At 54.4% G+C, this 16,476-nt stretch carries 17 protein-coding genes; 5 read left to right on the top strand and 12 right to left on the bottom strand.

Going from position 1 to position 16,476, the window contains the following annotated elements; all coding sequences use genetic code 11:
• Window positions 1–44: 44 nt before the first annotated feature.
• The 5 genes from phaC to prmB form a co-directional block, all read right to left on the bottom strand.
• Window positions 45–1,952 carry a class I poly(R)-hydroxyalkanoic acid synthase gene (gene phaC, locus ACWI0H_RS14130; RefSeq protein ID WP_485873749.1) on the bottom strand — a complete coding sequence of 636 codons (1,908 nt, stop codon included), beginning with the start codon at window positions 1,950–1,952 and terminating at the stop codon, window positions 45–47.
• 183 nt (window positions 1,953–2,135) lie between these two features.
• Complete coding sequence (locus ACWI0H_RS14135) at window positions 2,136–2,546, bottom strand: phasin family protein (protein WP_176304566.1); 411 nt, start codon at window positions 2,544–2,546, stop codon at window positions 2,136–2,138.
• 226 nt (window positions 2,547–2,772) lie between these two features.
• Window positions 2,773–3,180, bottom strand: a complete 408-nt coding sequence (locus ACWI0H_RS14140; RefSeq protein ID WP_336274962.1) for a hypothetical protein — start codon at window positions 3,178–3,180, stop codon at window positions 2,773–2,775.
• A gap of 90 nt (window positions 3,181–3,270) precedes the next feature.
• The gene (gene aroC, locus ACWI0H_RS14145) at window positions 3,271–4,362 is read right to left on the bottom strand and encodes a chorismate synthase (RefSeq protein WP_485873750.1); all 1,092 of its coding nucleotides are present in this window, start codon (window positions 4,360–4,362) and stop codon (window positions 3,271–3,273) included.
• 13 nt (window positions 4,363–4,375) lie between these two features.
• Window positions 4,376–5,335 (bottom strand): 50S ribosomal protein L3 N(5)-glutamine methyltransferase, encoded by a 960-nt coding sequence (gene prmB, locus ACWI0H_RS14150; protein ID WP_101147836.1) that lies wholly within the window; start codon window positions 5,333–5,335, stop codon window positions 4,376–4,378.
• Window positions 5,336–5,510: 175 nt separating this feature from the next.
• On the opposite strand from prmB, the gene ACWI0H_RS14155 reads away from it, so the two are divergent.
• Window positions 5,511–6,080, top strand: a complete 570-nt coding sequence (locus ACWI0H_RS14155) for a Smr/MutS family protein (protein ID WP_008959605.1) — start codon at window positions 5,511–5,513, stop codon at window positions 6,078–6,080.
• Window positions 6,081–6,083: 3 nt separating this feature from the next.
• Here ACWI0H_RS14155 and ACWI0H_RS14160 read toward each other — a convergent pair whose 3' ends face one another.
• From ACWI0H_RS14160 to ACWI0H_RS14175, 4 genes are all read right to left on the bottom strand, one after another.
• Entirely contained in the window at window positions 6,084–7,109 is a 1,026-nt protein-coding gene (locus ACWI0H_RS14160) for a patatin-like phospholipase family protein (protein ID WP_336269568.1), read from the bottom strand.
• A 14-nt stretch (window positions 7,110–7,123) separates the two neighbouring features.
• On the bottom strand, window positions 7,124–8,089 hold the full coding sequence (locus tag ACWI0H_RS14165; protein WP_485873751.1) for an alpha/beta fold hydrolase: 966 nt from the start codon (window positions 8,087–8,089) through the stop codon (window positions 7,124–7,126).
• A gap of 220 nt (window positions 8,090–8,309) precedes the next feature.
• On the bottom strand, window positions 8,310–10,913 hold the full coding sequence (locus tag ACWI0H_RS14170) for an ABC transporter permease (protein WP_485873752.1): 2,604 nt from the start codon (window positions 10,911–10,913) through the stop codon (window positions 8,310–8,312).
• Window positions 10,910–11,698 carry an ABC transporter ATP-binding protein gene (locus tag ACWI0H_RS14175; protein WP_485873753.1) on the bottom strand — a complete coding sequence of 263 codons (789 nt, stop codon included), beginning with the start codon at window positions 11,696–11,698 and terminating at the stop codon, window positions 10,910–10,912. The genes ACWI0H_RS14170 and ACWI0H_RS14175 overlap by 4 nt, the downstream gene beginning before the upstream one ends.
• A gap of 76 nt (window positions 11,699–11,774) precedes the next feature.
• Here ACWI0H_RS14175 and ACWI0H_RS14180 point away from each other — a divergent pair, with 76 nt between their 5' ends.
• On the top strand, window positions 11,775–12,473 hold the full coding sequence (locus tag ACWI0H_RS14180; RefSeq protein ID WP_485873754.1) for an arylesterase: 699 nt from the start codon (window positions 11,775–11,777) through the stop codon (window positions 12,471–12,473).
• A 65-nt stretch (window positions 12,474–12,538) separates the two neighbouring features.
• Here ACWI0H_RS14180 and ACWI0H_RS14185 read toward each other — a convergent pair whose 3' ends face one another.
• Genes ACWI0H_RS14185 through ACWI0H_RS14195 form a run of 3 tightly spaced genes read right to left on the bottom strand, consistent with a single transcriptional unit; the run spans window position 12,539 to window position 13,947 of the window.
• Window positions 12,539–12,790, bottom strand: coding sequence for a hypothetical protein (locus tag ACWI0H_RS14185; RefSeq protein WP_101147830.1), 252 nt, complete (start codon window positions 12,788–12,790; stop codon window positions 12,539–12,541).
• 18 nt (window positions 12,791–12,808) lie between these two features.
• Entirely contained in the window at window positions 12,809–13,681 is an 873-nt protein-coding gene (locus ACWI0H_RS14190) for a DMT family transporter (RefSeq protein WP_485873755.1), read from the bottom strand.
• Window positions 13,678–13,947, bottom strand: a complete 270-nt coding sequence (locus tag ACWI0H_RS14195; RefSeq protein ID WP_485873756.1) for an Rdx family protein — start codon at window positions 13,945–13,947, stop codon at window positions 13,678–13,680. Before ACWI0H_RS14195 ends, ACWI0H_RS14190 begins: the two co-directional genes overlap by 4 nt.
• Before the next feature lie 95 nt (window positions 13,948–14,042).
• On the opposite strand from ACWI0H_RS14195, the gene ACWI0H_RS14200 reads away from it, so the two are divergent.
• From ACWI0H_RS14200 to ACWI0H_RS14210, 3 genes are all read left to right on the top strand, one after another.
• The gene (locus ACWI0H_RS14200; RefSeq protein WP_485873757.1) at window positions 14,043–15,356 is read left to right on the top strand and encodes an MFS transporter; all 1,314 of its coding nucleotides are present in this window, start codon (window positions 14,043–14,045) and stop codon (window positions 15,354–15,356) included.
• A gap of 183 nt (window positions 15,357–15,539) precedes the next feature.
• Complete coding sequence (locus ACWI0H_RS14205; protein ID WP_485873758.1) at window positions 15,540–15,974, top strand: PAS domain S-box protein; 435 nt, start codon at window positions 15,540–15,542, stop codon at window positions 15,972–15,974.
• Window positions 15,975–16,163: 189 nt separating this feature from the next.
• Window positions 16,164–16,376 carry a PA3496 family putative envelope integrity protein gene (locus ACWI0H_RS14210; RefSeq protein WP_008959622.1) on the top strand — a complete coding sequence of 71 codons (213 nt, stop codon included), beginning with the start codon at window positions 16,164–16,166 and terminating at the stop codon, window positions 16,374–16,376.
• Window positions 16,377–16,476: the final 100 nt, after the last annotated feature.

The following is a 16,476-nucleotide window of genomic DNA, read 5'->3' on the forward strand; positions in this document are numbered from 1 at the left end:
TCGCGACCCGTTACGATACCCACGTACAATCTTTTAGGTATCCATTAAGATTTAGTTGGAATTTCCCCTAGCACCTCTGGAATCGTCATCTTCACATAGCGCCCTGGCGCAGGCTCAATCACTTTGAGTTCACCATCGCCAGGTTGGCGCGCAGGCACCATCTTTTCGCTATCGGCATAGCCATTCTCAGTCATCCAAGACTGCCAGTGGGGCCACCAGGAGCCTTCATGAGGCGTTGCGTTTGCTAGCCACTCTTCATGCGTTTCCGGTAGCACATCGTTCGTCCAGTAGCCGTACTTGTTTTTATGGGGCGGATTAACAATACCCGCGATATGGCCCGATCCGCCCAATACGAAGGTAACCGGCCCTTTAGGTAACAACGCCCCATAATAGGTACTGTTCCACTTGGCGATGTGGTCCTCTTTGGTGGATACGAAATAGCTGGGCGTGGAGACTTTACGCAGGTCTATTTTCACACCATCCAATTCAATACCGCCAGGCTCAACCAGGCGGTTCTCCAGGTACATATAGCGCAGGTACCAAGCGTGCGTCCCGGCAGGAAGATTGGTGCCATCCGTGTTCCAGTAAAGCAGGTCAAAGGCGGCAGGCGTTTCGCCCTTTAAATAATTATTGATGTAAAACGACCAAAACAGATCATTTTCACGCAGCAAGTTGAAGGTATAAGCCATTGAACGACCATCAAGATAGCCTTTCAACTGCAGCGTCTGCTCAATGCCTTCTACCACTCGCTCATTTAGAAATACGCCGATATCGCCAGGATCACGAAAATCCTGCAGCGTCGCCATATAAGTAACCGACTTTACTTTGCGCCCACGGCGCGTGCTGGTGAGGTAGGCCACTGTAGAGGCGGCTAGTGTGCCTCCCACGCAATAGCTGAGTAGATTGACCGACTTCTCACCACAGGCCTGTTCGATGGCTTCCATCGCGCTGATGGGTCCCATCTGCATATAGTCGGCCCAGGTGATATCGCGCTGTTCAGGGCCAGGGTTACGCCAGGAGATTAGAAAGACTGTATGGCCTTGATCCACCAGCCACTTAACCATTGAGTTATCTTCACGTAGGTCAAGAATGTAGTACTTATTGATCCACGGCGGCACCATTAGCAACGGCGTTTTAAAGGTTTTTTCTGTGGTGGGGGTGTACTGGATCAACTGGATCAATTCGTTTTCGTAGATCACAGCACCGGGCGTTACGGCAATATTTTCACCCACGCCAAAAGCGCCACGATCCGTCATGCGGACATTGATACCCTCGGCAGAATTCCCCAAGTCTTCGCGCAGGCGGGCTAATCCATCCACCAAGTTCTGGCCACGGGTTTCAAGCGTGCGGCGCATGACTTCAGGGTTGGTGCTCATAAAATTTGTCGGCGCCATCGCGTTGACCAACTGGCGCGCGTAAAACATCAGATTACGCTTTTTGGTTTCGTCTAAACCGCTTAGGCTTTCAACCAGCTCTTCCACCATCTGCGAAAACAGTAGGTACTGCTGCATGATAGCCATATAGTGCGGGTCTTGTGTCCACGCCTCGTCTTTAAAACGGCGGTCATTTTTGGCTGGCGTGATCAACGGAGTGACCTGCTCGCCAGCCATCCCGCGCATGGCTTGCTGCCACAACAACCATTGATCCTGCACCAACCGCGCCTGGGTTTCCCACAGCAGGGTAGGATTCTGCATCAGCGACTGCGCACCCGCTTCAAAGCTTTCGCGCATATCGCTATAAATGGAGTCGGCGGCTTCACTTGGTGCGATACGGGAAAGCAGATCCTGCATCAATCCTTGGTACTGCTCACCGATCTCTTTGAGCTGATTATTCCACTCTTCAAGCTCTGCCTGAGATAACCCTTCAGGTAAGCCCTTGGCTATTTCATCGGCTAGCCCTTGAGAAAGCCCTGATGATAATGCCTGGAACGGATTGTGCCACGCTGACTGCATACTAACTCTCCCTACGCCCTCTCCAGGCGCACCAACCACTTTGACCAAGACCAAGCTGTTATATAGCTGAGTTTTTAATACGATAAAGTTTTTATACGATAAGACTTCGATATGACAAGGTTTTATCGTTGCAACGTTTTAAATGCATCGCGGCGCCCTAAGGCGCCGCGATGATGTCGTCAATCAGCTTTTGCGCGATGAGTGACTGGAGGCTTTCGCAGGCTGCTCCCCTTTCGCAGTAGCCTTGGCTTGGTCGGACATTTGCTGCCCGGCTTCACTGAACATCTTTTCCATTTCAGACTTAAACTGCAGGCTCATTTCGCTCATCACCCGCGCATCTTCCTGCATCTGCTGGGAAAGTTCGTTCATCATCTCGGCTTGCTTGGTGCCGAAATCACGCAGGCTTTCTGCGTCTTGAATTTCAGTGGCGCTACGAATGCGCTCGGTACCCATCTGGCTGTAGCGCTTCATGGCTTCCAGCTGATACTGGGTCATTTTTTCCATATTGTTGAGCATCAGCGAATTAATTTTTCGCATGGGCTCAAACATCTGCTTAGTTTGGGCGTTAAAGGCGTCCATCATATTGTCTTGCATAGTGTCTGCTCCTGTATCGTTCCTTGGCATGAGCCTTGGAGTGACTCACCGTAATGTAGCTCTGCTGCACTGCAAAAAGAGTAATCTTTGGCATGCTGCATTGCAACAGTGGTGTGATTTCAGTATCACCGTGCAAGCCTGAACCGCTTTGCCATATTACTCTGCCCTACCTCAACAGGTGGAAAACCACCTGTTAAGTTAATGCGCGTTAACTGCTTGCTTCAATCTATGTGCCGCTGCTTCTTGTTTCAGAACGGGAACGTGACGATGCCGTTGACTTTGCTTTGCTGGAAGTAGCGCTTTCCGCATTGCTTTTAGAGTTAGTCCCCCCCCTCTTCTCATCATCATTGCTGTGGGCTGAAGAAGCGCTGGCGCTGCCCGCTTGCCGCAACATATCGAGCATCATTTGCTGGTAGGTTCCGAAGTTAGCTAGCCCTTGAGAAAGCCCTTGCTGCATCATCGGTTGCTGCAGGAAAGGCCGCATTAGGCTCATAGGGTCATAGCCTTCCACCCCAGACTCCATCTGCCGTTGAATATTCTCTAGCAGATTTTTCTGGAAAGCTTCGACATCAGGCAGCCCCAGTGATTGGCGAAATTCATCGGGGGTAAGATCAAACTCAACATTAATCTTCATAGGCGGCTCCTGCACTGTTTTTCATGACGACTACTCATGCAATTGTTTTGTTTGAGTGTAGCAGCGAACTGCAAACCTCACCGTGATGCGTTATCGCTGAGTTAAACGCGGTGTATCAACGTTAACATCGCCATTCTGACCACGCTGACGTAGCCAGTGATCCAACAGCGTAATCGCCATCATTGCCTCAGCAATGGGCGTTGCGCGAATCCCTACGCAGGGGTCGTGGCGCCCTTTAGTCACCACCTCGACTGCCTGACCATGAATATCGATAGAACGGCCCGGCGTAGTGATGCTGGAAGTGGGCTTCAGCGCTAAGCGCGCTACAATCGGCTGCCCGCTAGAGATACCACCGAGCACGCCGCCAGCGTGATTGGAAAGAAAGCCCTCTGGCGTCATCTCATCACGATGCTCGCTACCGCGCTGGGCGATACAGCCAAACCCTGCGCCAATCTCAATCCCTTTTACCGCATTGATACTCATCAAAGCATGCGCCAGATCAGCATCCAGGCGGTCAAACACCGGTTCGCCAAGCCCTACCGGTACGCCTCCGGCAATCACGGTAATTTCGGCACCTACCGAATCCTGGTCGCGGCGCAGTTGGTCCATAAAGGCTTCCAGTTCAGTGACGCGCTCCGGGTCGGGGCAGAAAAACGCATTTTGACCCACCGATTCCCACTGTTTGAACTCAATCTTGATAGGGCCTAACTGGCTCATATAGCCACGAATCTGGACGCCCTGGGCGGCTAGATACTTCTTGGCAATCGCCCCCGCTGCCACGCGCATAGCAGTTTCACGGGCACTGGAGCGCCCGCCCCCACGATAGTCCCGGTGGCCATATTTATGGTGGTAGGTGTAATCCGCGTGGGCTGGCCGAAACTGCTCTTTGATTTTCGAGTAGTCGTTAGAGCGCTGATCGGTGTTCTCAATCAGCAGGCCGATCGAGGTACCGGTGGTTTTGCCTTCAAACACCCCGGAAAGGATGCGCACCTGATCGGGTTCTTTGCGCTGAGTGGTATGCCGCGAACTGCCCGGCCTGCGGCGATCCAGGTCGAGCTGTAAATCGGCTTCGCTTAACGGCAGCCCAGGCGGACAACCATCCACAATAGCGCCGAGCGCTGGTCCGTGGCTCTCACCAAAGGTAGTCACACTGAATAGTTTGCCAAACGTATTGCCAGACATGGCCGTTAATTCCTCACACGAAAGACGCCGCATGGGCGTCGAGTTCAGCGGCGCTCAGAGCAAAAACACCCTGGCCGCCACGCTCGAATTCAAGCCATAGAAAAGCGACATCCGGAAATGCCGCTTCCACATGGCGGTCAGAGTTGCCGACTTCTACAATCAGCCAGCCCTCATCGGTTAAGTGTTCCCGCGCCTCGCGCAAAATACGCCGCACAATATCCAGCCCATCGCTACCGGCTCCCAGGGCGAGCGAAGGCTCGTGGCGAAACTCGGCGGGCATGGTGGCAAGGTCACGGGCATCGACATAAGGCGGATTAGAGACAATCAAATCAAAGCGTCGACCTTCTAAGCCACTGAAGACATCCGACTCTACCGCCCGTACCCGGTCGCCCACATCATGGCGGGTAATATTCTGACGCGCGACGGCCAAGGCCTCCTGACTAATATCGGCAAGCGCCACTTCGCAGGTCGGTAAATAAAGTGCCGTCGCAATGCCGATACAGCCAGAACCGGTGCATAAATCCAGCACACTGGCAGGCGGCTCTTCAGGAAACCAGGCGGCAAAGCCGTCTTCAATCAGCTCGGCAATCGGCGAACGCGGTATCAGTACCCGTTCATCGACACTGAACGGATGGCCGGCAAAAAAGCTCTCGCCCAATAAATAGGGGAGCGGACGGCGGGTGGTAACACGTTCCCGCGCCAGAGTAATAATCCGCTGCCGTTCTACGGGCAGTAGCCGCGCCTCGAGCACACCGGGATCGATGTTCCACGGCAAGTGCAGCGCGCCTAAGCAGAGCGCTACCGCCTCATCCCAGGCAGAATCGGTGCCATGGCCGTAGTGCAGGCCCGCCAGATAAAACTCGCTGGAGACCCAGCGCAGATAGTCGCGTAGGGTAAAGAGCTGGCTCACCAGCAACGACTCCGACAGGGAAAGGGTTGAGTGAGAATGCTCAACGTTTAGATGCGTGGTCACAGCGGCTCCTGATTGACGATAATGATGAATACAGCTGATAAAGCCTTATTCATGCAACGAATAAAAAGATTGTACCTTTCACGCCGCCCGGTTCACAGCAACGCTCAGCCCGCTATACTGTGCCTCTTTATCTGTTTCACCTTTATTTGCCACTTTTTTGCCACCCGAGCCTACCATGACGCGACGCCGCCACCTGCCCGACGATGACGATATCAATGCCTTTCGCGATGCGTTAAAGGCGGCAGGCGTGCGCCGTATCGCGACTAACCAGGCCGACCCTGGCAAACCTAAAATTGACGGCAAGGCCCATGAAGCTAGACGCCATGCGGCTGTTGAAAGCAATACGCCTCAGTCCAGCGGGCGCACCTCTGATGGCCGGGTGGAGGCCGTGCGCCCTTCTGAGTATTTAGAGTTTTGTGTGCCGGATTTACCATGGCGTACTTTTAGCCAACTAAAACGTGGGCAAACGGCGTGGCAAGCGGGACTTGATATGCACGGCTATACGCTGGAAGAGGCGCGTGTGGAGTTGGAGAGTTTTTTGCGCGACGCCGCCAGCCAAGGCTTGCGCTGCGTACTGGTGGTGCATGGCAAAGCGTGGGGCACCACGTCCGACTTTCCTGTACTTAAAAGCCATACTAATGCTTGGCTACGTGAGTGGCCGGGCGTACTGGCTTTCTGCTCCGCTATCGATATCGATGGTGGCACCGGGGCGGTATATATCTTGCTGCGGAAGCGGGGTCAGTAGCCGTTACTCGGTCGCGTCGGATGCGATGCTCGGCATGCGCCGCTCCAGTGCTTCATCAGCCAGATGCCGGCCCAGGCGAATCAAATCCTTGCCGCGGTGGAATTCATAGGTACTGCAGACTGTTTTGGGTATTTCGATCAGCACGTCGGGCGGGTAGCCCGCCACCTTGTACTTGGCCAGCGCCGCCTGGGTAATATCAAACGACTCCAGAATCATATCGAGCTTGCTCCACTCCCGCTTGCCACGGGCTTCAGTGGTCTCCTCCAGCTCTTCGCCCTCTCCGGCTGCCCCCTCCCCATTAGCGCCCAGCCCCGCCCACAGTTTTCGCGTAGCGGCGCGCACATCCCCCATCCAGTTACCCATGTTTTGATCGCGCTCAATCTCTTTTTTGCTACGGCTATCGGTCGCCTCCTCTTCCTTAGGCAGCAACTCCTCCATGGTGACTGGCAGCGGGCTATGCGCGGTCACGTTGACTGCCACCACAAAATCCGCTTGATGAGCCGCCACCACGGGCATGATCGGCAGCGGGTTAAGCAACCCGCCATCCACCAACACCTGATCACCCAAATGCACTGGCGTTATTACTCCCGGCACGGCAATTGAGGCGCGAATCGCCTGTAATAAGGGGCCATTTTGAAACCACACTTCCCGCTGGCGAACCAGATCCGTTGCCACCGTTGTCACTGGAATCGCGAGGTTTTCAATTAATATATCGCCCACCAGCGCTTCCAGCTTGCTCATGATCTTGCTGGCACGCATCGCACCCATCGGGCTCCAGGTCACGTCGACCAATTTAAGTACGTCCAGGTAGTCAAGGTTGCACACCCAATCGCGGTATTCAGGCAGCTTGCCTGCCGCATAAATACCACCGATCAGCGCGCCCATCGAGCATCCTGATACGGCGATGATGTCAAAGCCCCGCGCCTCAAGTGCTTCAATTACCCCAATATGCGCATAGCCGCGCGCACCGCCGCTGCCCAACACCAGAGCGACCTTGTTCCCACTACTGACATGCACCAATTCGTTCATACTGCCATCCATCGCTAGGCCTTATCGCTCTTAACCCTGTCGCTCGTAACCCTGTCGCTCGTAACCCTGTCGCTCATAACCCTGTCGCTCATAACCCAATGAGCGCTGATTACTGCAGAGACTTGCGCTACGGCGCGGGGCTCCAGATGCAAATGATGGCCACCATTAAGCACGTGGCGGGTCAATTCCTTGACTGCATGCCGCGCCTGAACCGCCCAGGCACGTTCACACAGAATCCCCTGCTCCCCTTCAACCAATAGCACTGGAGCGCTAATTTCCGCCAGCAATGACAACACCTGTTCGGGCGTGAAGCGCACCAATGAAGGCTTCAGCAAGCGACTGTCGGTGCGCATTTGCATATGGCCATCGGCGGTGGGCTGGGTGTTGCGCTCCACTAGCGGTGTGGCCGTAATGGTATCCACCGGCGTGACACCTCCGGCAACACGTGCAGCGATGGCACTCTCGATATCCGGGTAGCGCGGCGCGCGGGAAAGTGGCCGACGGTGGGCTGTCAGTCCTTTGCGCAGTTGGCTGGCGGTTTCTTCAACGGGCGTATTCAGCGCCCCTAGCCCGTCAATCAACGTTAGCCGCTCCACCCGTTCGGGCAGCGCAGCAGCAAGCAAGCAAGCCACTGCGGCGCCCATGGAGTGGGCCAACACGCTAACTTGGTTAAGGCCGAGATCTTCCATGACATCCAACACATCGTGGCAGTAGCCCCATAGCGCATAGTCACTGCCTTGTGGTAAGTGCGCCGACTGGCCATGACCACGAAAATCCAGCGCTACTATGCGAATACCGAGCTTTTCCACCAGCAGGGGAGCTAAGCGTGAAAAGCTGGCCGCATTATCCAGCCAGCCGTGCAGAGCCAGCCAAACCGGGGCATCAGCGCGCCCCCAACTAAGAGCGGCCAGGCGACCCTGGGCAAAAGAAAGCGGCTGCGACGCAACGCTGCGTGCAGCCGTAGATTCGGTGTGGGGCATAATCAACCATCCTGAACAAACGGCAACGTCATAAGGCAAGCAAGATGACGACGTAAGCGACAAACGTTACCATGCCCGGCGTAATGCTTCCGCCTCTTTTACCTCCACCCTCATTTGGTGCCATTATGAAACCACACCGCGATACCCGCGCTCGTAATCTGGTCTTTTTTGTTGCTGTCATTAGCGCCCTGGTGGTCGGTTTCTGGCTCGCAAAATAGGTTCAAGCCTCACCGAGTAGCCCCAGGCTGGCCGCTGGTGCTTGGCGACGTAATCCCCGCGAAAGTGCATGGCCTATCACGCCAATCAGCATAGCACCGCCAATGGGGAGGAAAATCCATAGTCCCACATGAAGGCGCGGGGTTAGATCCAACAAAAAGATGTACAACGCAGCCGTAGTCAGTTCGGCCAGCACCGCGCCCATCAACCCACTGGCAAAACCCAGCAACGCGTATTCAGCGCCCTGCACCCGTGAAATCATTTTACTGCCTGCGCCAAATACGCGTAATAGGCCGCTTTCATGGGCACGCACCGGCAAGCTTGCGGTCAGTGCGGCATACAGTACGCTTACCCCTGCCAACAGGACCAATGCAAGCACTAACTCCACCGCCCGTGTAACCTGGCCGAGTACATCCCGCACCTGGCCCAAAATGGCATCAACATTCAGCAAGGAAACCCCGGGGAATTCGGTAATAAGCTCCCGGATCAACCCCTGCTCCGCTTCAGGCAGATGAAAGGCGGTGATGTAGCTATGTCCAAACTGTTCCAGCACGCCTGGCGGAAAAATGACGAAGAAATTAGGCTGAAAACTATCCCAATTCAGGCTGCGCAGGCTGGTAATTTGGGTGGTGATTTCATCGCTACCCACCGAGAAGGTCATCTCGTCACCGATGCTTAAGCCAAGCCTTTCAGCGAGCCCATCCTCCATGGAGATGGGCACTGGCGCCGCTTGCTGCGTTGCCTCAACGGCGCTCATCCAGCCTTGGCCTTCACTGCCCTCTTCATTACCCTCCTCACTGTTAGCGTCGCCTCCCAACTGGGCTGGCGAGAACCACTCACCGGCCACCACAGCATTGCCTTCGGGCACTTCAGATTGCCACGTCAGATTGAGCTCCCGGCGCAGCGAGTTATCACCACGGGCATCAGGCGGCACGGCGTCTCCAGGCGGCTGACCATTAATCGCAATCACTCGCCCACGCACCATTGGGTAGAGGGAGCTTTGGGTTTCCACCCTTGGAGAGACTGCCGCCTCGAAAGGATCGCGTTCGGAAGGCTGGATATTGATGGCAAAGTAGTTAGGGGTATTGTCAGGCAATTGATCCTGCCACGTGCTAAGCAGATCGCCCCTTACCAGAACAATCATCGCCATGGCAAAGAAGGTCACAGAAAAGGCCAATAACTGGCCTAGGCCCGCTTGGCGACGCCGTGCTAGCTGGCGGCCGCCTAAGCGGAGCGCCTGAGACCACTCACTACGCCCGGAAAATCGCTGTACAACGCGCAACAAACCGCTAAGCAGCAGCGCACTAATCATCCACAGCACACCGAGCAGAGCCGCCCCACCAAACAACAGCGCAATCGCCAGCGGCAGGCTACCCGAGTAGAGCCACAGCAGCCCGCCAAACACTAGGCTGGCCACGCCCACCACGAGCCAGGCCGAAGGCGGCAGCGGATCTAATTCGCGACGCAGAACTTTTAATGCGCTCACTCGTTTGATACGCAGCAGGGTTGGCCCAGCAAACCCCACCAGCACGGCAAGAGCCGTAAATACGCCTAATCCCAACGGCATAAGACCAGGTGGCGGTAGCGTCATGGGTAAGAAACTCACCAACAGCCAGATCAGAACCGCTTGGCCAATCAGTCCAAGCAGCGCCCCAATCACTGCGGCTACCAGTGCCAAACCCATTAGTTGAAGCGAAAAAATCGTCACCAGTTGCCGCTGGCTGGCGCCAAAGCAACGCAACAGTGCGGCAGTATCCAGGTGGCGCTCCACATAACGGCGAGTCGACATTGCCACTGCCACGCCCGCCAGCAGTACCGCTGCTAAACCGGCCAGCCCCAGATAACTCTCTGCACGCTGCAAGGCATTGCCAAGCTGGGGGCGATCAACGCGGACATCGCGCACTTCCACCCCATCGCGGCGTAGCTCAGCAAGCAGGCCTTGCACTTGATCAAGCGCTTCCGGCGGGCCTGCTGCCAAGATTTCAAACTCAATCCGCGAGCCTTCTTGAACAAGGCCGGTGGCTTCGACATCGGCGGTATTGATCATCAAGCGTGGATTAAAATTACTGAAGCCGCCGGACTGATCCGCTTCGCGCTCAATGATCCCTGTTATCTCAAGTTCAGTCTGGCCCACTTGGACCCGGTCACCCAGTTCTATCTCAACCAGCTCTATCAAGCGTGGGTCAGCCCATGCTTCACCAGGGGCTGGACCAGACGCTATTTGTTCGGTGCCATTGCCAAAGTCGACGGAAGAGGCGCCGTAGTGAGGGTAGACCTCATCCACGGCTTTTAAGCTAGCCGGTTGAAAACGTCCATCGCGGCTAATCATTGATACCAGATCGACTTGGTCACTCAGTACGAAACCTGCATTTTCAAGGCGTTCTCGCAGCTCCTCTGAAAACGGATCACGCTGCTCTAGCACCAGATCGCCACCCAGCATCTGGCCCGCCTGGCGCTCTAAGCCGCGCTCTAGGCGATCAAGGAAAAACGCAATCATGGTAGAAGCTGCGACCGCCAATACCAGGGCGATAAACAGCGCACGTACATCCGCAGCTCGCAGGTCTCGCCTGAGGCTGCGCATGGCCAGGCGCCAATTCACATCACTCATTGCGTGCCCTCGTCGATCGGAGCCGCGGTGGGTACAAACGCTTCTAATTTTCCATGGTCTAATCGCAGGCAGCGATCACAGCGGCGCGCCAGAGCATGGTCGTGAGTCACTAAAATCAGCGTGGTGCCTGCTTCCCGGTTTAGGGTGAAGAGCAGATCAATGATTTGCGCGCCGGTGTCGGGATCCAAATTACCGGTGGGCTCATCGGCAAACACCAGCTCGGGGTCGGTAACGAAAGCACGGGCTACGGCAACGCGCTGCTGCTCACCACCGGAAAGTTGTTTGGGTAAGTGATTCACTCGCTCGCCAAGCCCAACACGCTCCAACCACTGGGCGGCGGTTTGTGTCTCCCCTGCACGCGGTGAGAGTTCGAGGGGTAACATGACGTTCTCAAGCGCGCTCAAGGTGGGCAGTAGTTGGAAGTTCTGGAACACAAAGCCCACTCGCCCAGCGCGTAGCGCAGCTCGCCCATCTTCATCCAAGCGGCTCAGCGCATGGCCGAAGAGTGTTAGCTCACCGTCGCTTGGGGTATCAAGGCCAGCCAGTAGCCCTAGCAGGGTTGATTTTCCCGCACCGCTCTTGCCTAGAATCGCCACACTTTCACCTGCCGCCACGCTTAGCGATAGGTCGTGTAAGATAGTTAGTGAGCGTTCACCGCTCGTCACTTTTTTAGACAGCTTGTCGGCATGCAGAACGGGATGCCTAACGGCGCCTTGTGGAACATCGCTTAACGCTTGGTTGTCGGTATTAGGCTGGCGCTCACCGTGGGGTGACTCGCTCGACATTGATATATCCGTAGCAGTATTGGCAGTTTTATCTGAGGAGCTTGGATTTGAAGAGCTTTGATTTAAGGAGTAAGACATGAAGCGTGGCATCCCTGTGGCATGGCATGGACTGAACCGCATGGTAACCGGATGGCTGGTGTTGCTGATAGTCACCTTTGCCTCGGTGTCTATCAACGCAGCGCCTACCAATACCGAACAGTCACCCAGTCTATTAGTGATGGGCGATAGTTTAAGCGCCGCCTACGGTATTGAGCGTGAAGAGGGTTGGGTGAGCCTGCTGGCAGAACGTTTAGAAGGCGAGGCGAACGTCATTAACGCCAGCATTAGCGGTGAAACCACATCCGGAGGTCTACAACGATTCTCTGACATTCTGGGACAGCAGCAGCCGGATATTGTTCTACTGGAATTAGGCGGCAATGACGGTTTGCGCGGTCTGGCACCCAATCAAATGCAGGCGAACTTAGCCAGCATGATTGAGCAGAGCCAAGAGGCAGGTGCACAAGTACTGCTACTAGGGATCGATATACCGCCCAACTATGGCCAAGCGTACCGGGACGCCTTTACCGGGGTTTTCCACTCGTTGTCTGAAGAGTACGGCATTTCTCTAGTGCCTTTCTTACTGAAGGATATCGCCCTAAACGACGCGCTAATGCAAAGTGACGGCATTCACCCTACCGCCGATGCGCAGCCGATTATCCTCGACAATGTGTGGCCCGAGCTTGAGCCGCTGATTGAGCCATTATTAGAGACAACGCATCAGGCAGCGGTTAATTAGGGTTAACAAAAAACTGTTTATCTACTTTATCGACGGGTGGATAAACAGCCATTTTGAAATAAACGTTAGCGCATAGCTTCTGCCATATGGGCAAACATCAGCAGTGTTGCTGAAAAATAGTCGTCTTGTTTTTGAGGTGCTGGGCTAGGTAGCGTTTCACCACTAACATAAGCTCTAGTTGCATCCACTCCACGTGAAATCGGGTATTCAGCGCGCTCACCATTTACCACATCAACCCAATCGGTTGGCAATAAATAAATCACTATCGGTTGCGCTATTTCGGTCGCGCACTGCTGGTTTATCGCGAGAGTCTTCACTTACCGAGTAATCACTGGCTAGCTACTCTTTTGTGCTTGCTGAAGCCCTAATCCCAACAAAATGAGCACCAACCCGACCAGGGTTGAAGGCAAAATAGGCTCTCCTACCACTAGATAAAGCAAAAACAGCGACACAGGCGGTGAAAGAAAAATCAGGTTGGAGACTTTGGCGGTGCGCGACACTTGGTGTACCGCCAGCTGCCACAAAATAAACGCCACGCCCATTTCAAACAGGCCTACATAAACGCCCGCCCCAAACGCTGGCCAACCATGCCACTGCACACCTGGGCCAAGCAGTAACAAAACCGTCAGCACAGGCAGACCCACACTGAAGTTTTGCCATTGGCCTACCAGAGGCTGTCGCTTATCGCGTGCATTAAGCAGCCAATAAAGTGCCCACAGCAGCGTCGAAGCGAGCGCCAGTACAACCCCTAATGGATCGGCGAAAGAGACATTGAAAACCGAGCCACGTGTTGCGATCACCCAAACGCCTGCGTAAGCGACGAACCCAGCAACGATATCTATTCGAGTCAAGCGTTGACCAAGCAAAGGCACCGCTAAAAACGCCATCGCTAACGCCCAGGTATAATTCAGCGCCATGGCTTCTTGTCCAGGGAGTCGGTCATAGGCGGCGAACAGCACTAAATAATAAGCCACGGGATTCATCAATCCCGCCCATGCAGCTGTTTTCCAACCACTGCGTAGCGCCTTAGACATATTTCCCTGCTTGATGACTAGCGCTCCCATTAATGCCCAGGAAACGAATACCGCTAGCCACATCAATTCCAAAGGGCTCATCCATGCGAGTGCTACTTTGAAAGCCGTTGCCACTGTCGACCAAAGCGCTACCGCCCCCAGGCCATAGAGGACGGCTTGCTTATCCTGACTCATCGGTCGACATGCCCTAAATCTCGCTCTGGATCCAATTGATCTCGCACGCGTTGCTTGAGAAGTTTTATATCGGGAAAGCCGCCATCACGCTTACGCTCCCAGAGCAGTAGTTCATCACACCATATCTCGAAAGTGCCGCCATGAGAGGGTGATAGCGCGACCTCAGTCAGTTGCTCACCAAAGGTCGATAGCAGTTCTTGGGCATACCAAGCGCTACGCAATAGCCACTGACATTGAGTGCAGTAGCGGATTTGAATGCGTGACATTGAGAGTTCCTTATCGGTAAATTCCTTTGCAGGATACTATGTCGTTCTCAGAAAACATTTTGTCATCTTAAATTAGCAATCGCCAAGGAACCGTCATGGCTCAACCGGATGTTTCACAGTCTCGCCTTTATGAGTGGCTAACAGGCGATGAAGATAGCCGCATGTGCGATGACATACCTGACAGTGCTTGCAACGAACAGCCGCGCAATTTTTTCCTACACCTATGGGCTTCTTTAGGAAATAAGTTGGCTGACGAGTTATCTAGCGCGCGCTTAGTTTTACCGTGGCTGATGGGCATTATTGGGGCACCGGTGTGGATGGTAGGCTTGCTAGTGCCCATACGTGAGGCGGGTGCGCTACTGCCACAAATTTTTGTGGCGGGTTTTATCCGCTTAAAACCCAAACGGAAATGGGTATGGGTAACAGGTGCGCTGATTCAGGCGCTAGCCGCATTAGTGCTGGCCCTACTTGCGTTGTTCGCCACCGGCTCTTTGGGCGGCGCATTAGTGTTAGCCGCGCTCGTGCTGCTTTCGCTGGCACGGGGCTTATCCTCCATCGCGACCAAAGACGTGCTGGGTAAGACTATTTCCAAACGCCGCCGCGGCACGTTGATGGGCTGGAGCGGCAGCGTTGCCGGTGGCGCTACGCTGGCGGCGGGCGCTGTACTCATGCTGCTTGATAGTCGCCCCGGCAATGTCATCGTGGCGCTCTTACTCGTAGTCGCCGCTAGTGGCTGGCTAATGAATGCCTTAGCCGCGGCCCGTATTGAAGAAGCGCCTGGCGCCGTTGAAGGAGGAGAAAACGGCTGGGACAGTATTAAGCTAGGTCTGTCGCTACTAAAAAATGATCGCACTTTTCTACACTTCAACCTTGCCAGGGCATTACTGCTATCAAGTGCACTTGCTTTGCCTTACATCGCCCTGTTGGGGCAAAACCAAAGTGGCACCGACCTCGGCGGCCTGGGTATTTTGATTGTAGTATCGGGGCTTGCAGCGATGGTGGCAAGCCCCGTCTGGGGCAAGCGCGCCGACCAATCGAGCCGCAACGTTATGCGCGATGCAGCGGTAGGTACGGCTATTTGCTGTTTATTAGCTGCCAGCTTGGCCTGGCTGCCAGGCGGGTGGGCACAAAGTATTTGGCCCTATGCGGTGGTTTACGCACTATTAGTGATTATTCACCATGGCGTGCGCTTGGGGCGTAAAACCTACCTCATTGATATGGCGAGTCAAGATAATCGGGCGCTTTACGTTGCGCTCTCTAACACGTTAACAGGCGTATTAATGCTTTTGGTAGGCGGCATTATTGGCGCTCTTGCACAATGGTTTGGTAGCGCCATACTACTGCTAATACTTGCTGCAACCGCTGTGGGGGCTGTATTGAGCGCCCACCAATTGCCCGAGGTCGAATGAGACGGTGCGTGTACACGATTGCAATGCGTGACAACGCTCGCCATGATAGAGCCAGATAGCAGCGGTAGATTGGAGCCCTTGCTATGCTGCTGATAATAAATGATTTGAAATCCTGCCCGTTCACAGGCAAAAAAAGTCACTTTGAACGGCGGGAAGGATTGGAGCTGCAACAGGAACCCCTTGATGAAACGATCTCCATTGATCAGTCCAGAGCTGCTCGAACGCATAATTGACGCCTCGGAAGACGGTATTGTTGTCGCTGAACAGGAAGGCGATGAAAATATCCTCATCTACGTCAATAAAGGCTTTGAGCGCTTAACGGGCTATAGCGCGGATGAAATTCTGTATCGCGACTGTCGTTTTTTACAGAACGAAGACCGCGACCAGGATGCTCTGGTCTCTATCCGAGACGCGCTTAAAGATGGCAGCCCTTCTCGCGAAGTACTGCGTAATTACCGTAAAGACGGCACCATGTTTTGGAATGAATTATCCATTACACCGGTCTACGACGAAGCAGACGAGCTGATGTATTTCATTGGCGTACAAAAAGACGTAACGGAACGTGTAGAGGCCCAGCTTGCGCTTGTGGAGTTACAAAAACAGCGAGATAACCGCTAATTATTAACTTTCTCACTAAAAAAACCGATCAATGCTTGAACTTCATCCCTACTGGCGTTATATAGCCGCAAGGCGCTTAATTTGCGCTAGGCGCTTCACTTTGCAATCCACACATGCTTTTTGATCCGTATGTGCTAATAAGTGGAGCCGTTGTTACGCCGGTACGCCGGCTGGGTTGGAGGACATCACATGAGCCGTGATCCCCTAAATCGTGAAACGTTTACCAGTGAAGCAATCGACTCAGACGAGTTCGAAAGTTTAGACGCCGTTAATGATGACCATTACGGTAAAAGCAAGCCTAGCAAAGCAGACAGCTTACGCGCACGACGCCAAGTAGAAGCATGGCTAGAAGAGCGTCGACTTCAGCGAGCCATAGAAGACGACTGGGACGAAGAAGAGTAAGCGTTGAATAGTTTGGCCTTCTCAGCCAATGAGTGGGCCTGGCTAGCCGCGCACCTTAAGCAGCCTAGCCTTTCCTGGCGCAGACCACTATCATCACTCC

The organism is Halomonas sp. NYA30, assembly GCF_976980765.1.